At 61.4% G+C, this 18177-nt stretch carries 2 protein-coding genes and 1 pseudogene; all 3 read left to right on the plus strand.

All coding sequences use genetic code 11. The features are described 5' to 3' along the window. Nucleotides 1-15707 (plus strand): annotated as a pseudogene (gene syrE, locus AO068_RS13110) (syringomycin E biosynthesis non-ribosomal peptide synthetase SyrE); the annotation flags it as partial. Nucleotides 15708-15927: 220 nt separating this feature from the next. Next, nucleotides 15928-16752, plus strand: a complete 825-nt coding sequence (locus AO068_RS13115) for a helix-turn-helix transcriptional regulator (protein WP_058408584.1) — start codon at nt 15928-15930, stop codon at nt 16750-16752. Next, a complete protein-coding gene (adeC, locus tag AO068_RS13120; RefSeq protein ID WP_058401368.1) occupies nt 16752-18170 on the plus strand; it encodes an AdeC/AdeK/OprM family multidrug efflux complex outer membrane factor in 1419 nt (472 codons plus the stop codon). The genes AO068_RS13115 and adeC overlap by 1 nt, the downstream gene beginning before the upstream one ends. Nucleotides 18171-18177 lie beyond the last annotated feature (7 nt).

Genomic DNA, 18177 nt, shown 5'->3' on the forward strand with positions numbered 1-18177 from the left:
CCTTGCCGTTGACGCCGAACCGCAAGCTGGATCGCAACGCCTTGCCGGCTCCGGAAGCCGATGCCTTTGCCAGCCGCGAACACGTGGAGCCGCAAGGTGAAACCGAGATTGCGCTGGCGCAGATCTGGCAAAACCTGCTCGATCTGGAACAAGTGGGCCGTCATGATCAGTTCTTTGAACTGGGCGGCCACTCCTTGCTGGCGATGCGTCTGATTTCTCAGGTACGCCATCAATTGGGCGTCGAACTGGGTCTGGCTGCGCTGTTCGCACATCCTGAACTGAGCACCCTGGCCGTAGCCATCTCTCAGGCCGGGCGCAGCAACTTGCCGGACATCGTGCCGGTGGCACGCGATCAGGCGTGGCCATTGTCATTCGGCCAGCAACGTCTGTGGTTCCTCGCTCAGATGGAAGGCGCCAGCGCGGCCTACCACATACCTGCCGGTCTGAGCCTGCATGGCAAACTGGACCTCAAGGCAATGCAACGGGCGCTGGAGAGCCTGGTTGCACGCCACGAAGGCTTACGCACCACATTCATTCAGGGTGATGACGGACAGCCGGTACAACGCATCAGCCCGGCGGATGCCGCTTTCAACCTGCAACTGCACGACCTGCAAGGGCTGGCGGATGCCGAGGAACAACTTCAGGCGCTGGCCAGCGAAGAGTCGCTGCAAAGCTTCGACTTGCAACAGGGCCCGCTGATTCGTGGCCGCCTGATTCGCATGGCCGAGGACCATCACGTCCTGTTGCTGACCATGCACCATATCGTTTCCGATGGCTGGTCGGTTGATGTGCTGACCCGCGAATTGTCTGCTCTCTATGCAGCATTCAGTCAGGGCCAGGACGACCCGCTTGCACCGCTGGAGCTGCAATACCTGGACTACGCCGTGTGGCAACGTCGCTTGCTGAGCGGCGATCTGCTGCAACAGCAAAGCAGCTTCTGGCAGAAAACCCTGGCAGACGCTCCCGCGCTGTTGATGTTGCCCACCGATCGTGCGCGTCCGGCGCTGCAGGACTATGCCGGCGCAGCACTGCCCATCGTTTTCGACAAAGACCTTACCCAGCGCCTCAAGGCATTGAGCCAACGTCACGGCAGCACCCTGTTCATGACGGTCATGGCCGCGTGGGCCGGGCTGCTGGGGCGCTTGGCGGGTCAGGACGATGTGGTCATTGGTACCCCAGTGGCCAACCGTACACGCAGTGAAGTCGAAGGGCTGGTGGGCCTGTTCGTCAACACCCTGGCGATCCGTGTTGACCTCAGTGACAAGCCTACCGCAGAGACTCTGCTGGCGCGGGTCAAGCGGCAGACGCTCGATGCACAGGCGCATCAGGACTTGCCGTTCGAACAGGTCGTGGAAGTCATCAATCCGCTACGCAGCCTGTCCCACAGCCCGATTTTCCAGGCCATGTTGTCGTGGGAGCACAACGAGGCGTCTGATCTGACGCTCGGCGACATGACCCTGAAAAGCATTGAATTGGCCGCTGATACCGCTCAATTCGACCTGACGCTGGACATGGCCGAGGTGGATGAGCAACTGGTCGGCACACTGGAGTACGCCACAGCGTTGTTCGACGAGAGCACCATGCGGCGGTATCTGGGCTACTTCCAGCGTGTGCTGGAGGCCATGGTCGCCGACGACCAACAGGTGCTGGAGCACGTAACCTTGCTGGGTGTCGACGAACGTGAACATCTGCTGGCGGGCCTCAACGCAACCGAGGCGCCCTACCCGCAGGACTGCACGATTTATCAGCTGTTCGAAGAAAGGGTCCAGGCGCAGCCCGACGCCATCGCCGTGGCCTTCGAGGCGCAGCGCTTGAGCTATGCCGAATTGAACCGTCAGGCCAACCGTCTGGCGCATCATCTCATCGGCCTGGGGATCAGCCCGGATGATCGAGTGGCGATCTGCGTCGAACGCGGCGTGGAAATGCTGATCGGCGTGCTCGGTGTACTCAAGGCCGGTGCCGCCTATGTGCCACTGGACCCGGCTTACCCGGCCGAGCGTCTGGCCTACATGATCGAAGACAGTACGCCGTCGGCACTGCTGACCCAGCGTAATGTGCAGGAGCGTCTGCCAACGCTGGCCTTGCCGCTGGTGCTACTCGATGACGATCAGCGCGACACCTTCACCGAGCGTGACGACAACCCGCTTGTGGCAACTCTCGGCGCACACAATCTGGCGTATGTGATCTACACCTCGGGCTCCACCGGCGTGCCGAAAGGCGTAATGGTCGAGCATCGCGGATTGGTCGCCGTCAGCGCGGCGTGGAAGCAATTGTATCCGTTACACGCGCCACTCAATCACTTGCAGATGGCCGGGTTTTCCTTCGATGTGTTCAGCGCCGACCTGATCCGCTCACTGGGTTTCGGCGGCACACTGGTGCTGTGCCCACGTGAAACCTTGATGGACCCGCCTGCGCTTTACCGTCTGCTGCGTGAGGGGTCGATAGGTTTTGGGGATTTCGTACCTGCAGTGCTCAACTCGTTGCTGGGCTGGGTGGAAGAGACGGGTCACGACCTGTCGTTCATGCGCACCGTGGTCTGTGGTTCGGATATCTGGACCGCGCACAGCGCCCGGCAATTGCGCAAACTCTGTGGCAATCACGTGCAGATCGTTCAGGCCTACGGTGTCACTGAAGCCAGCATCGACAGCACCTGTTTCGAGTTCGAGGCAAACAGCCAGGTCGACGGGGTCTTGCCGATTGGCCGGGCACTGGCCAACACGCGGATTTATCTGCTCGATGAGCTTGGCCAACCGGTTCCACCGGGTGTTGCGGGCGAGCTGTATATCGGTGGCGCAGGTATTGCTCGCGGCTATCTGAATTTGCCGCAACTCACCGCCGAACGCTTCATGGACAGTCCCTTTGTCAAGGGCGAACGGCTTTACCGCAGCGGCGATATGGCGCGCTACCGGGCTGATGGCAATATCGAATTCCTCGGCCGCAACGATTCACAGGCCAAGCTGCGCGGGCTGCGTCTGGAGCTGGGCGAAATCGAAGCACGTCTGGCCGAGGTCGCGGGCGTGCGCGAAAGCCTGGTCGTGATTCGCGAGGACAGCAGCGGCACGCCGAAACTGATCGCGTATTTTGTGGAATATGCCACCCGCGAACCTGCCGGCCCTGCCCTTACCCCGCGCGCGCTTCGCCAGCACCTGCAACTCAACCTGCCGGAATACATGATCCCGGCAGCGTTCGTGCGCATGGACGCATTGCCGCTGAGTGCCAATGGCAAGCTGGATCGCAGAGCGTTGCCCGAACCGGACGCCGCAGCCTTCGATCAGCATGATTTCGAAGCAGCCGATGGACCGCTGGAGACGGCAGTCGCCGCAATCTGGGCCGATGTGCTGGGCGTCGCACAAGTCGGTCGGCATGATGACTTTTTCGCGCTCGGCGGTCATTCATTGCTGGTCATGCGTGTGCTGGCCCAGGTTCGTCAGCAATTGAATCTGGAGGTTTCACCGTCAGCGTTTTTCGCAGCGCCGGTCCTGCGGCAGTTCGCGGAGCGGCTGAGCAATACGCAGGGCAACGCTCGCCTGGCGATCACGCCTGTGCAACGTTCGGGTGCGCTACCGCTGTCGTTTGCCCAACAGCGCCTATGGTTCCTCGCGCAATTGGAAGGTGGCAGCGCCGCTTACCATATTCCGGTGGGACTGCGCCTGCGCGGCAGCCTTGATCAGGCGTCGCTGCAACGCGCGCTGGATCGTATCGTGGCCCGCCATGAGGCGCTGCGTACCACTTTTGTACAAGAGCAGGGGCAGCCTGCGGAACAGCGCATCTCTGCCGCTGATACAGGTTTCGAACTGCAACTGCAGGTACTGGCCGGGCAGACCGATGCCGAAGAAAAGCTGCTTGCCATCGCTGCACAAGAGGCCGGCGAGCACTTCGACCTCGTCAATGGACCTCTGGTGCGCGGGCGTCTGGTGCGCATGGCCGATGATGACCACGTGTTGCTGGTGACCATGCACCACATCGTCTCCGATGGCTGGTCAACCGGGGTGTTGAACCTCGAGCTGGGCGCGCTCTACGCAGCCTTCAGTCAGGGCGCGGAGGATCCGCTGCCGGCCTTGCCGGTGCAATACGCCGACTACGCACTGTGGCAGCGTGAATGGTTGAGTGGCGACGTGCTGCAACAGCAGCGTCAGTACTGGCAGCAGGCCCTGGCAGGTGCGCCAGCCTTGCTGACCCTGCCGACCGATCGGCCACGTCCGGCGCAACAGGACTACAGCGGGCAGACGCTGGAACTGGTGCTCGATACACAATTGACCCATGGCCTCAAGGCGTTGAGCCAACGATATGGCAGCAGCCTGTTCATGACGGTCATGGCTGCCTGGGCCGCGCTGTTGGCACGTCTGTCCGGTCAGGATGACGTGGTGATCGGTACGCCGGTGGCCAACCGTATGAGCGCCGAGGTGGAGAACCTGATCGGGTTCTTCGTCAACACCCTCGCGGTACGGGTCGACCTATCGGGTGCCCCGAGCGTCGAAGCGCTGCTGCAGCAAGTCAAACAGCGGACTCTGGCTGCCCAGGCAAACCAGGACCTGCCATTCGAACAAGTGGTTGAAGTGGTTCGACCACAACGCAGTCTGTCTCACAGTCCGATTTTCCAGGCGATGCTGTCATGGCAAAACAACGAGGACACCGCTCTGGTGCTCGGCGACATGACGCTGCAAAGCGTCGCAGTGGCCGGTGATACGGCAAAATTCGATCTGACGCTGGACATCGGCGAGGTGGACGGGCAACTGATCGGCACGCTGGAATACGCCACTGCGCTGTTCGACGAAAGCACCATGCGCCGTTACCGCGGCTACTTCCTGCGTTTGCTGGAGGCCATGGTGGCCGATGATCAGCAAGTGCTGGAGCAGGTGCCGTTGCTCGACACTGCGGAGCGTGAGTACCTGCTGAAGGATATCAATGCCACCGAGCGCGCCTACCCGCTCGGTCAACTGATGCATCGCTTGTTCGAGGCTCATGCCGAGGCTGCACCGCAGGCAATTGCAGTCTGCCAGGGCGAGCAAACGCTGACCTATGCCGAACTCGACAGCTACGCCAACGCCCTGGCTCAGCAGCTGCGTCAGCACGGTGTGGGGCCTGGAACCCGGGTGGCGATCCTGCTGGATCGTTCGGTGGAATTGCTGGCCAGCATGCTGGCCACCCTGAAATGCGGCGCGGCGTATCTGGCGCTGGATCGCCTGGCCCCTGAAGTACGCCTGCGCTTCATGCTTGAGGACAGCGAAGCCATCATGCTGCTGAGCCGTAGCGACCTGACGGCACCTGACATGACGCCAAGACTGGATCTGGACACCCTGGAGCTGGCAGCGCTGAACCAGGCGCCAGTCGTGCTTGCAGATGAGGTTGCAGGCGAGACCCCTGCGTGCATCATCTACACCTCCGGCTCCACCGGTCTGCCCAAAGGCGTGATCGTGACCCACAACGGTATTGTGCGGCTGGTCCAGGACAACGGTTACTACGACTTCTCGGCCGAGGACCGTGTAGCGTTTTCGTCCAACCCGGCATTCGACGCCAGTACTCCGGAAATCTGGGGTGCATTGCTCAATGGCGGCCAGTCGGTGATTATCGAGTCACATGTGCTGCTCGAGCCGGTGGCCTTTGCTGCCGTGCTCAAACGCCACAAAGTGACAGCCATGATCAGCTCGACCGCTTTGTTCAACCTGTATGCCGGGTTGATTCCAGAGGCGCTGGCAGGCTTGCGCATGATCATGTGTGGTGGCGAGCGGGCTGATCCGGCCTCGTTCCGTCGGGTCCGTGAACACTCCGCTCAGGTACGCCTGTTCAACGGTTATGGCCCGACCGAAGGCACCACTTGTGCCACCAGCTACGAAATCTTCGATGTGCTGCCTGACACCCTGAGCCTGCCGATCGGCAAGCCCAACGCCAACGTGCGGGTCTATGTGCTTGACGCCCGGCGCGAGCCGGTGCCGATGGGTGTGGTCGGCGAGATCTACATCGGTGGTACTGGCGTTGCACTCGGCTACCTGAACCGCCCGGAACTGACCGCCGAACGTTTCAGCGACGACCCGTTCAGCCCGCAGGACAGTGCGCGGCTCTATCGCACCGGCGACCTGGCGCGCTGGTTGCCGGACGGTAACCTTGAATACATCGCGCGTAACGATGGTCAGGTGAAGGTCCGCGGCTTCCGCGTCGAGCTTGGCGAAATCGAAAGCGTCCTGCACCTGTGCGACGGCGTGCGCAACTCCGTGGTGGTGGCGCACGAGGCCAGCCCGGGTGACACCCGTCTGGTCGCCTATTACACCGTGCATGCGGGCGTTGAAGCACCTGATCCAGAGGATCTGCGTGCGCAATTGAGTGCCGGTTTGGCGGAATACATGGTTCCGAGTGTGTTCATGCGCCTGGATACCTTGCCGCTGACGCTCAATGGCAAGGTCGACCAGAAAGCACTGCCGGCACCGGACCTGAACGCCATGTCCGAGCGAATCTACGTTGCGCCGGAGGGCGCCACCGAACAGGCCCTCGCAGAAATATTCCAGGAACTGCTGAGCCTCGAACGAGTGGGCCGCAATGACGGCTTCTTTGAGCTTGGCGGCCACTCGCTGCTGGCTGCGCAACTGGTTTCCAGGGTGCGCCAGCAGTTGAACGGCGACATGGCGCTGCGCCAGCTGTTCAGTCACCCGACCGTTGCCGAACTGGCGAAGGTGGTCGACGGTCTGCAAGCGGCCGACACCGACAGTATCGAACCCATCGAGCGTAACGCGCCGTTGGCACTGTCCTTTTCCCAGCAACGCCTGTGGTTCCTCGACAGGCTCGACCCTGGTGCCAGCAGCGCTTACCACATGCCGATGTCGCTGCTGCTGCGCGGCGAGCTTGATCACAGCGCGCTCAAGGCTGCGCTCGACCGTCTGGTCGCGCGTCACGAAAGCTTGCGCACCACGTTCGAGTTGCACGGCGAACAGCCGATGCAGGTCATCGCTGCGGCGGACAGTGGTTTCGCCCTGGCGGAGCAGGACTTGCGCTCGCAGCCTTATGAACAGGCCAGCCTCAGCGCTTCACGTATCGCCGACAGCGAGGCCGCTGCACCGTTTGACCTGTGCCAGGGCCCGCTGATTCGCGGGTGTCTGCTGCGTTTGGCGGATGACGAGCACATGCTGTTGATCACTCAGCACCACATCATCTCCGACGGTTGGTCGGTGGGTGTGCTGGTCAACGAATTTGCCGCCCTCTACCAGGCTTTCAGTCAGCATCAGCCAGACCCGCTGCCGGCCCTGTCGATTCAGTACGCTGACTACGCCGCCTGGCAACGCCGCACCTTTACGGGTGAGCGCCTGGCAGAGCAAGCCGGTTTCTGGCGTGAGCACCTGGGTGGTGCACCGACGCTGCTGTCGCTGCCCACCGACCGACCACGTCCGGCGGTGCAAAGCTATCGCGGTGGCAACGTGCCGTTCAAGATCGATTCAGCGCAATATCAGCGTCTGGAACGCTTCTGCCAGACCCACAACGTCACCCTGTTCATGGGGCTGCTTAGCGCCTGGTCGGTACTTATGGCGCGTCTAAGCAATGAACGCGATGTGGTGATCGGCGTGCCCACCGCGAACCGTGGGCGCACCGAAACCGAGAACCTGATCGGCTTCTTCGTCAACACCCTGGCCCTGCGCGTTGATCTGGCGCAAAACCCGAGCGTGGCGCAACTGCTGCAGCAGGTCCGCCAGACCATTCTGGCGGCCCATGAGCATCAGGACATTCCGTTCGAGCAAGTGATCGAGGCCTTGCAGCCGCCACGCTCCATGAGCCATAACCCGCTGTACCAGGTCGCCCTTTCGCTGGATAACACCAGCGTCGGTGGCGAGCTGAACCTGCCGGGCCTTAGCCTGCATCCGATGTTGCAAGCCCATGAAACCGCGCAGTTCGACCTGATGCTGATTTTGGGTAGCGAAAACGGCACGCTGACCGGGATGATCGAGTACGCCAGCGACCTGTTCGACCACGCGACCGTCGAGCGTTTTGCCGAGCATTTCCATACCCTGCTGGAGGCGATGGTCGAGGATGTCGCGCAACCTGTGCTCTGCCTGCCGTTGCTCAGCCCTGCGCAACGCCTGGCCTCGCCTGCGCTATTGCAGCCCAAGGCGGTATTCGCGTCGGGTCTGATGGTGCATCAGCGCTTCGAGCAGTTCGCCGCCGCCCATCCGCAGAACATTGCGCTGGTCTTTGGCGGGCATGAGGTGAGTTACCAGGCGCTCAATCGCCGAGCCAACCGTCTGGCCCATGAACTGCTCGCCCAAGGCGTGCGTCCCGATGACCGGGTTGCGATCCTTGCCGAGCGTGGCACACAGATGGTCTGCGCGGTGCTGGCCGTGCTCAAGGCCGGTGCGGCCTACGTACCGCTGGACCCGACATACCCCACCGAGCGTCTCGGCTACCTGCTGACAGACAGCGCGCCGGTGGCGTTGCTGGCCCAGTCGGCCTGCCTCGACGTGCTGCCGGCACACAGCGTGCCGGTACTGACCCTCGGCGCGGATAACGACAGTGCTGATTTGGCGGATGAATCGCTGGACTGCAACCCTGAGCCTGCTGCTCTGGGTCTGTCTCGCGAGCACCTGGCTTATGTCATTTACACCTCAGGGTCTACAGGCCTGCCCAAAGGTGTACTGGTGGAGCACGGCAACGTTGCACGCCTGTTCGACGCCACCGCCAGGCAATTCAACTTCGGCCGTGAGGATGTCTGGACGCTGTTCCACTCCTTTGCCTTTGACTTCTCGGTCTGGGAAATCTGGGGCGCGCTGTGTTATGGCGGCAAACTGGTCATCGTCCCGAGTGAGGTGGCGCGTTCGCCGGATGACTTCTACGCGCTGGTCTGCGAGCAGCAGGTCACCGTTCTGAACCAGACGCCAAGCGCTTTCCGCCAGTTCATCCAGGCCCGCGAACGCAGCCCGCGCGAGCATGCGCTGCGTGAAGTGGTGTTCGGGGGTGAGGCCTTGGATTTCCGCAGCCTGCAGCCCTGGACCGCACGTACACCGCTGTCGCGTACCCGTCTGGTGAACATGTACGGGATCACGGAAATCACCGTGCATGCCACCTACTACCCGATCAGCCAGGCGGAAATCGACACTGCCATGCCAAGTCTGATCGGGCCGGCACTTGATGACCTGTGCCTGCGTATCCTCGACGACTATCAGCAGCCGGTGCCGGTAGGTGTCAATGGCGAGATTTACATCGGCGGTGCCGGGGTTGCCCGGCATTACCTGAACCGCACGGAGCTGAATGCCGAACGTTTTATTGCCGACCCCTATGCGTTGCAAAGCGGCGCACGGCTCTATCGTACCGGCGACGTTGCGCACTATCGCAGCGACGGCGGCGTGGTCTACGTCGGCCGTAATGACTCGCAAATCAAGATTCGTGGCTTTCGTATCGAGTTGGGCGAGATCGAAGCGCAATTGCTCGCCTGCCCCGATGTCCGTGAAGCGATGGTCATCATGCGTGAGGATCGTCCCGGCGACAAACGCCTGGTCGCCTACCTGATTGCCGAGGAAGGCACCGCGCCCGAGTCCTCAATCCTGCGCAGCCAATTGGCCAGCGTGCTGGCCGAACACATGCTGCCCAGTGCCTTTGTGACCCTTGAAAGCTGGCCGTTGACCACCAACGGCAAGCTGGACCGTGCCGCCCTGCCCGCGCCGGACCAGTTCGCCACGGTCAGTCGTGACTACCAAGCACCGCTAGGCGCTATCGAAACGACCCTGGCCGCTGCCTGGCAGGAATTGCTCGGGGTTGAACGTGTCGGTCGCCAGGATCACTTCTTCGAACTGGGTGGTCACTCCTTCCTCGTCATTAACCTGATAGAACGCTTGCGTCAGATCGGCCTGGTACTGGATGTGAGCACGGTGTTCTCGGCGCCAACCCTGCAAGCCATGGCCGCGGTCCTGGCGGGCGGCACTGCGGCGGAACGGGTCGCCCCGGCGAACCTGATTCCGGTCGATTGCACCGCGTTGACCCCGGACATGCTGCCGTTGGTGAAACTGACCCGGCAGGAACTGGAGCATATCGTTGCCGATGTGCCAGGCGGCGTCGCCAATGTTCAGGATATCTACCCACTGTCGTCGTTGCAGGAAGGCATCCTGTTTCACCACCTGCTGCAGTCAGAAGGCGATGCCTACCTGATGCGCACCATAGCGACCTTCGACAGCCGTGCGTTGCTCGACAAATTCCTTGGCGCGCTGCAAGTGGTCGTCAACCGCCACGACATCATGCGCAGCTCCCTGCGCTGGCAAGGTCTGCCGCAACCGGTACAGGTGGTCCATCGCCAGGCACCGTTGCCAGTCATTCAGCTCGACGCCGCGCCCGGTGAAGACGCCTTGCAGATGCTGCGTGAACGCACCAATACCTACCATATGCGCCTGGACCTGCAACAGGCACCGCTGATAGCCGTGTACATCACTTACGATACCCGGCAGGAAAAGTGGCTGATGGCGTTGCTGGACCATCACCTTATCAGCGACAACGTCACCCTGCGCCTGATCATGGGCGAGATCCATGCTGTGATGGACGGACGCGCCGACGCCCTGCCGCCATCCCAGCCGTACCGCAACTTCATCGCCCAGGCCGCATGCGTTTCCCAGGCCGAACATGAAGCCTACTTCCGTCAACTGCTGGGGGATGTCGATACCACCACTGCGCCCTACGGCGTGCTCGATGTGCGTGGCGGCGATGCAGCAATCCTGCGTTCGGTGCAGGATCTGAGCGACGACCTCAGCGCGCGGGTCCACAGCACCGCAAGGGCCCAGGGCGTACCAACTTCCGTGCTGTTCCACGCGGCATGGGGTTTGGTGGTGGCCGCCACCAGCGGCCGCGACGACGGGATTTTCGGCACCGTGCTTTCCGGACGCTCCCAAGGCACCTCTGGCGCCAACCATGCGCTGGGGATGTTCATCAATACCTTGCCGATGCGTATTCGCCTGCAACAAAACAGCGTGCGCGATATCGTTCAGGATGCCTACCAACAGCTCAGCGGCCTGCTGACTCACGAGCAGGCGCCTCTGGCCCTGGCGCAGCGCTGCAGCGCAGTGGATGCATCGCTGCCGATGTTCACAGTGATCCTCAACTGCCGTCACGGTGATCTGGTGAACACTGCCGGGAAAAACATCGAGGACATGAGTGAGGAGCAGGAAGGTATTCATTTCCTGGGCTCCGAAACCCGTACCAACTACCCGATCGAGATTGCCGTAGCCAATGAGGCCAATGGGTTCTCGCTGACAGCGCAGTCTATCAATGGCATCGACCCGCAGCGGATTGCCGCCTACCTCGGTCAGGCGGTTGCCGAGCTGGTCAACGCCCTTGGGCAGGATCCGGAACGCCTGGCAAGCAGCCTGGAAGTGGTCCCGGAGGACGAGCGGCAACTGCTGCTCAATAACTTCAACGACACCGCCCGTGAATTCGCTCCGGCAGTGCCGATCCATACCTTGTTCGAACACCAGGTCCGCTGCAATCCCGAGGCTGTAGCGCTGGTCTACGAAGACCGCCAATTGAGCTATCGCCAGCTCAACCGCCGCGCCAACCACGTGGCCCGACAGCTGCTGCAACTCGGTGTGCAGCCGGACGAGCGCGTGGCCATCTGCGCCGAACGCAGTCTGGACATGATTGTCGGCCTGCTGGGCGTGCTCAAATCCGGTGCTGCCTACGTGCCGATTGACCCTGCCCACCCGACTGACCGCATGGCCTTCATGCTGCAGGACAGCCAGCCGCGTGCGTTGCTGACCCAGAGCGCGCTCAGTCTGCCGGTCGGCGACACACCGCTGATGCTGCTGGACAGTGCTGAGTCGCTGCGGGCGGCGGATGATCAGGCGTTCGACGCCAATCCGTTGGTAGACGGCCTGACGGCGGAAAACCTGGCCTACGTGATCTACACGTCAGGCTCCACCGGCCAGTCGAAAGGTGTCATGGTCGAGCACCGTTCGGTGTTCAACTTCTGGAACGTGCTGACCCGCACGACCCACCAGCATTGCCCGACACCGGCCACCGTGGCGCTCAACGCCGGGTTCTTCTTCGACATGTCGATCAAAGGCATCTCGCAACTGTTCTCCGGCCACACGCTGGTGATCATCCCGCAACTTATTCGTGCCAACGGCAGCGAACTGCTGGACTTCCTGGAAGCCCATCAAGTTCATGCCTTCGACTCAACACCGTCGCAGCTCGACACCTTGCTCTCGGCCGGTTTGCTGGAACGCAGCAGTTACCAGCCGATCAGCGTGCTGTTGGGTGGCGAGGCGATCAACGCCAGCACCTGGGAAAAGCTGCGTAACTGCCAGACCATCCGCTTCTACAACATGTATGGCCCGACCGAATGCACCGTGGACGCGACCATTGATCTGATCCGCGACCTGGGTGAAAAACCCAGCATCGGCCGGCCTATTGCCAACGTCCAGGTGCATGTTCTGGATGCGCGCGGCGAACCAGCACCACTGGGCGTCGCCGGGGAAATTCATATCGGCGGTAGCGGTGTGGCCCGTGGCTACCTCAACCGTGACGAGCTGAGTGCCGAACGTTTCATCGTTGACCGGTTCTCCAGTATTGCCAACGCCCGCCTTTACAAAACCGGCGACCTGGGTCGCTGGCTGGCTGACGGCACGCTGGAATACATGGGCCGCAACGACTTCCAGGTGAAGGTTCGCGGTTTCCGTATCGAGCTGGGTGAAATCGAAAACGTTCTGCTGGCCGTACCAGGCATCCGCGAGGTAGTGGTGATTGCCCGCAACGACAGCCAGGGTGATTCGGAAAGCCAGCGCCTGGTTGCCTATGTCTGTGGCGAATCGGTGGCGGCCGAGCACTTGCGTAGCGAGCTGCTCAAGCATCTGCCTGAGTACATGGTGCCCAGCGCTTTCGTCCATCTGGACGCCCTGCCGCTGACCTCAAATGGCAAGCTCGACCGCCGAGCGCTGCCGGCCCCCGGTCAGGATGCGTTGGCCAGCAAGGCTTACGAGGCACCGCAAGGTGAAACCGAAGAGGCCATCGCCGAGATATGGAAAGCCCTGCTGAATCTGGATCAGGTCGGGCGCAACGACGGCTTCCTTGAACTGGGCGGCCATTCGTTGCTCGCGGTGCAATTGCTGTCGCGACTGCGACGCAAGCTCGGTACACGCATCACCTTGCGTGAACTGTTCGACGCACCGACCGTGCGTGGCCTGGCCTCATTGGTCAACGCCGCGGCGCCAAGTGAAGCGCAATCGATTCCCAAGGCCAACCGCTCGGGCCGCCTGCCATTGTCCTTCTCTCAGCAACGCCTGTGGTTCCTCGATCACCTGGATCATGCTGCCGGTGCGGCCTATCACCTGCCGATGGCCTTGCGCCTGACTGGGACACTGGACACGGCGGCCTTGCAGGCGACGCTTGATCGTCTGGTTGCACGCCACGAAACCCTGCGCACGCGCTTTGAGTTGGTTGACGGTGAACCGGTGCAGAAGATCGCCCCGGCCGATACCCGCTTTCCACTGTTGCACCAGGATCTGCGCGGCCTTTCCAGTGATGAACGCACGGCGACCCTGACCCGCCTGGGTCAGGAAAATGCCACGCAACTGTTCGACCTGACTCAGGGGCCTATGCTGCGCGGGCATCTGCTACAAGTGACGGATGCCGAGCATGTGCTGCTGATTACGCTGCATCACATCGTCTCTGACGGCTGGTCCAACAGTGTTCTGGCCCAGGAAGTGAGTGTGCTTTACAGCGCCTTCAGTCAAGGCCAGAAGGACCCGCTGCCAGCGCTGCCACTTCAATACGTGGATTACGCCGCCTGGCAGCGGCAATCCCTCGACGGACCTGCGCTGCAAGCCCAGATCGACTTCTGGCGCAAGCACCTGGAAGGCGCGCCAGGCTTGTTGAGCCTGCCACTGGACCGTCCGCGTCCGGCCATCCAGAGTTACACCGGCGGGCTCGTCGAATTTATGCTCTCGCCAGAACTGAGTGCTGACTTGCGCGCCTTCAGCCAGGCTCAGGGCAGCACGCTGTTCATGGTCCTGCTGGCGGGCTGGTCGGTGCTCATGAGTCACCTGAGTGGCCAGAATGATGTGGTGGTCGGTACACCTGTCGCCAACCGTCAGCGTCCGGAGCTGGAGCCGATGATCGGCTTCTTCGCCAATACACTGGCATTGCGTGTGGCAACCGGCCGAGAGACGCGTCTGAGCGACATGTTCGGCCGGATCAAGGACCTGACGCTGGCTGCCTACAGTCATCAGGACTTGCCGTTCGAGCAAGTGGTCAGTGCCTTGCAGCCGACCCGCAGCATGAGCCACAGCCCGTTGTTCCAGGTGATGCTGAGCCTGGACAACACACCACCTTCGCTGCTGCAACTACCCGACCTGCAAGTCGAGTCGCTGGACAGCACCCATATCACCACTCAGTTCGACCTTTCGTTGTCGCTGGCAGATACCGGCGAAGGCCTGATCGGTGGCCTGCAATACGCCAGCGACTTGTTCGACATAACGACCGTACAGGCCATTACGCAGCTGTTTACCAGGGTCCTGGAGAATATGGTGACCGACGCACAGCAGTCGATCGGTCAGGTGCTGGATAACACGCCAGCGTTGCCACGTTCGGCTCATTCCGTGGCTGTCGCTGCGACGGTCGAGGAGGAACAGCCTGAGGCCCTCCCTTACGAAGCGCCCGAAGGCGACACCGAGATTGCCCTGGCCAACCTCTGGAAGGAGCTGCTCAAGCTGGACAACGTCAGTCGCCATGACGACTTCTTCAAGCTGGGCGGTATTTCGCTGATGGCGGTGCAGATGGCCTCGCGCTTGCGCAAGGTTCTCGGCAAACCAATCGCCGTCCGCGATCTGTTCATCGAGCCGACCATTGCAGGTTTTGCAAGAACACTGGACGGCCAGGCACGTCCTGGTCAGCACAGCAATCTGGTCCCGGTCCGGCGCACAGGCTCGCAAAAGCCGCTGTTCCTGGTCCACCCGCTGGGCGGCGAAGTGCAATACGTGCGTGATCTGGCCGCTGCAATCGACCCACAGGTGCCGCTCTACGGCTTGGCCGCCAGTGGTCTGGCGGCTGGAGAAACGCCGCTGTTTGAGGTACCGGCCATGGCTGCGCGTTACCTGGCGGCGATTCGCCAGGTGCAACCGAAAGGGCCTTACCGGATCGGCGGCTGGTCTGCAGGTGGTCTGATCGCTTATGAAATGGCCCGCCAACTGCAATCCAGCGGTGAACAGCTGGAGTTCCTCGGCATCATCGACACCTCCGCGCGTCTTGATCAGCAAGCGCAGGAGGCACTGAGTGAAGGTCAATTCCTGATGAGCTGGCTACCCGAGCAGCTCGAACCCGAGGTATTCCAGCAACTCACCGAGCTGGCCAGCACGGATGCCATCGATGAAATGCTGACACTCTGCATGGCACATAGCCTGCTTCCGGAGGAGCTGCCACAGGACGTCGATGCCAACTTGTTACGCAGCCATCTAGCGGTGGTCTATGCGACCAATATCGCAATCGGCGCCTATGTCAGCCCACCCGCTCCGCTCTCGGTGACGCTGTTTACCGCCAGCGGGGAGGAGCGCAACGATCCGCTGCTGGGGTGGAGTGAGTTGCTTGAGACGCCGGTGAGCGTGACAGCGCTTCCCGGTACCCACGAGACCCTTGTCCGGGCGCCTCATGTCAGCACGCTGGGCCAAGCGATCTCCCGGGCGCTGAACAGGGAGCCGGCTCACAAGACCAGCAGAGAAGAGGTTTCACGTTCGATAACAGCGTCAGCTGAGCAGTGACCGCAGGGTTGCGCAGGATGTCCCGGTATCCCGTGACAGACTTCTCCTGCGCAACCCAGCTTAATTGTAGCCTCTAGCTGAATCGTTTTTTTGAAGACATTCATGCGTGATACCGGATTCGAGTGATGTTGAGGCGCGAAAGGTTTGAGCATCCAGAGGACGGAATTCACGGTCTGGTCGACAGAATTGCACGCAACTTCTGATCTGCAGGAATGGACATATGAACCGACGAGCGAATGCCAAAGATGAAGTGAAACCGCACATTTATCTGGAACTCGGGAAGCTGGTATCCAGCGTCGGGGATGACATGTTTCTGAGTAACATGCACCAGTTCATCAACACATCGCTGGCCGTCAGCCGGGTCGAGCTGAGCGAGTGGACCGTTGACGACAGTCAATCGGCGGTGACCGATGTTCAATTGCTGGGCTATGCGGGCACTGAGTTGAATCCGCAGATGCAAACGGTGTGTCCGACCCGTGCCAGGCACCGCAACGATCATCCGCTGGTCAAGCGCGTGCTGGAAGCGAACGACGATCTGTTGATCCACTTGAATGCACGGATGAAAAACAACAAGGACACTAGCTTTTCCGGCACCTCTCACCAGTGCAGCCTGGTCTCGCGCAAGGCCAATCGTTGTTGTGTGATCTCACTGCACCGCCCGCAAGCAGACAAAGATTACTCGTTGCAAGAACTGTCATTTTTGAAATACCTCTCGGAAACCTTGTTGCCCCTGTCGGTACGGCACGCCAGTGTCCACCGCCAATACCGCGTGAAAAGCGGAGGAACGCTGACGAACAGCCTGGCTGCCATGGAGCACACGCAACTGCAGCGCGAGTTCAATGAGCGCTTGAGTGCCAGCGATGTCGTGCTGTCAACGCGGGAAAGGCAAGCCTGCCTGGAGTTCCTGGCTGGCGCCACAGTCCCTGAGATCGCAAAAAAACTCTGCGTCAAGAACAGCTCCATCGAAACCTACCTAAAGCGCTCCGCCGCCAAGCTGGGTATCCGCGGTCGACATGGGCTGGCCAAGTGGATGATAGGAGCATGATGAGCAAATCCCTCAGCCCTTGGCTGGTTGCTGTGCTGTCCTTGAGCGGTTGCTCACTGATTCCGGACTATCAGCGGCCGGCAGCGCCGGTTGCCGCACACTACCCACAGACACCCGCCTACGCTCCAGCACTCTCTGGCCCCATGGCGGCGGACATGGGGTGGCGCGACCTGTTCCGCGACCCGACGCTGCAACAGCTCATAGAGAGCGCTTTACACAATAACCGAGACTTGCGTGTGGCAGCCCTCAACGTCGAGGCCTATCAAGCGCAATATCGCATCCAGCGCGCCGATCTGTTTCCCGCGATCAGCGCCACTGGTAGCGGGACCCGACAGCGCCAGCCCGCCAGCATCACGCAGACCGGCAGCCCGGTCACCAGTGGCAGCTACTCGGCAACGCTGGGTATCAGCGCCTACGAACTGGATTTATTTGGACGCATACGCAGCCTGACCGACCAGGCCTCGCTTACTTATCTGTCCAGCGAAGAGGCCCGGCGCAGCACTCAGTTAAGTCTGGTGGCGAGTGTCGCCACCGCCTACCTGACCTGGCGCGCAGACCAGGAACTGTTGGCCTTGAATCAGGACACGCTGGCTTCCTACGAGAAAAGCTTGAACCTCACCGCTCGCAGCCAGCAAGTCGGCGCCTCTTCATCGTTGGACCTGGCCCAGGCGCGGACCTCGGTGGAAAGCGCACGGGCAAGCCTGGCAACGTTCCAGCGCCAGGTCGCTCAGGATCTCAACAACCTGACTTTGTTGGTGGGTACGACGGTCGCAGACAGCGCGCCAAACCGTCCGCTGGCCTCCGAATGGCTCGCCGAAGTACCGGCTGGCTTGCCTTCTGATCTGCTGCAGCGACGCCCGGACATTCTTGAAGCCGAATACCAGTTGCAGTCTGCCAACGCCAGCATCGGTGCCGCGCGCGCAGCGTTCTTCCCGAGCATCAGCCTGACTGCCAACGCTGGCACATCGAGCACCGAACTGTCCGGCCTGTTTAAAGGTGGCTCGGGAGGCTGGGTGTTTTCACCGCAGATCGACATCCCGATTTTCAACGCTGGCAATCTGCGGGCGAGCCTGGATTATTCGAAGATCCAGAAAGATATCAGTGTCTCAAAGTACGAAAAATCGATCCAGACCGCCTTCCAGGAGGTTTCCGATGGCCTGGCTGCACGCCAGACCTACAAGCGCCAGCTGAAAGCGCAGAGCGATCTGGTACAGGCCAACCAGGAGTATTACCGCCTGGCCGAGCGCCGCTATCGCATTGGCGTCGACAATAGCCTGACGTTTCTCGACGCACAGCGCTCTCTGTTCAGCGCTCAACAAAACCTGATCACCGACCGACTGTCCCAGCTGACCGCCGAAGTCAATCTGTACAAGGCACTGGGCGGCGGCTGGACGGAACGTACATCAAAACCCTTGTGAGGTAATG

The organism is Pseudomonas sp. ICMP 3272 (genome assembly GCF_001466905.1).
GTDB classification, from domain to species: Bacteria; Pseudomonadota; Gammaproteobacteria; order Pseudomonadales; family Pseudomonadaceae; genus Aquipseudomonas; species Aquipseudomonas amygdali.

Coding starts and splice junctions, on each gene's coding strand:
- AO068_RS13115 (WP_058408584.1), top strand. CDS start 15,928: ATGAACCGACGAGCGAATGCCAAAGATGAAGTGAAACCGCACATTTAT.
- adeC (WP_058401368.1), top strand. CDS start 16,752: ATGAGCAAATCCCTCAGCCCTTGGCTGGTTGCTGTGCTGTCCTTGAGC.